Annotated in this window: 1 pseudogene; it reads left to right on the forward strand. The window is 63.4% G+C overall.

What is annotated here, in order from left to right:
• A pseudogene (locus tag ACM14_RS30245) lies at nucleotides 1-391 on the forward strand (type VI secretion system tip protein VgrG); the annotation flags it as partial.

The raw sequence follows: 391 nt of genomic DNA on the forward strand, positions 1-391 counted from the left end.
CAAGGGCGGCGCCGCAGGCGCGGGCATGAAGAACGGCCCGGGCGACGCCAACGCCATCCGCTTCGAGGACAAGGCCGGTCAAGAACAGCTGTGGCTGCACGCGCAAAAGGACCAGCTCACCGAAGTCGAGAACGACGAGGACAAATGGGTGGGCAACGACCGGCGCAAGACCGTGGACCGGGACGAGACCAACGTCATCCACCGGGACCGCACCGAAACCGTGGACCGCGACGAGACCATCACCGTGCACAACAACCGCGCGGAGCGGGTGGACCACAACGAGAAGGTCAGCATTGGCGACAACCGCAACGAAGACGTCGGCATCGACGAGAACATCTCCATCGGCAAGAACCGCAGCAAGACCATCGGCAAGACCGAGACCGACAAGATA

Source organism: Delftia sp. JD2, assembly GCF_001682645.1.
In the GTDB taxonomy this organism is placed as follows: Bacteria; Pseudomonadota; Gammaproteobacteria; order Burkholderiales; family Burkholderiaceae_C; genus Comamonas; species Comamonas acidovorans.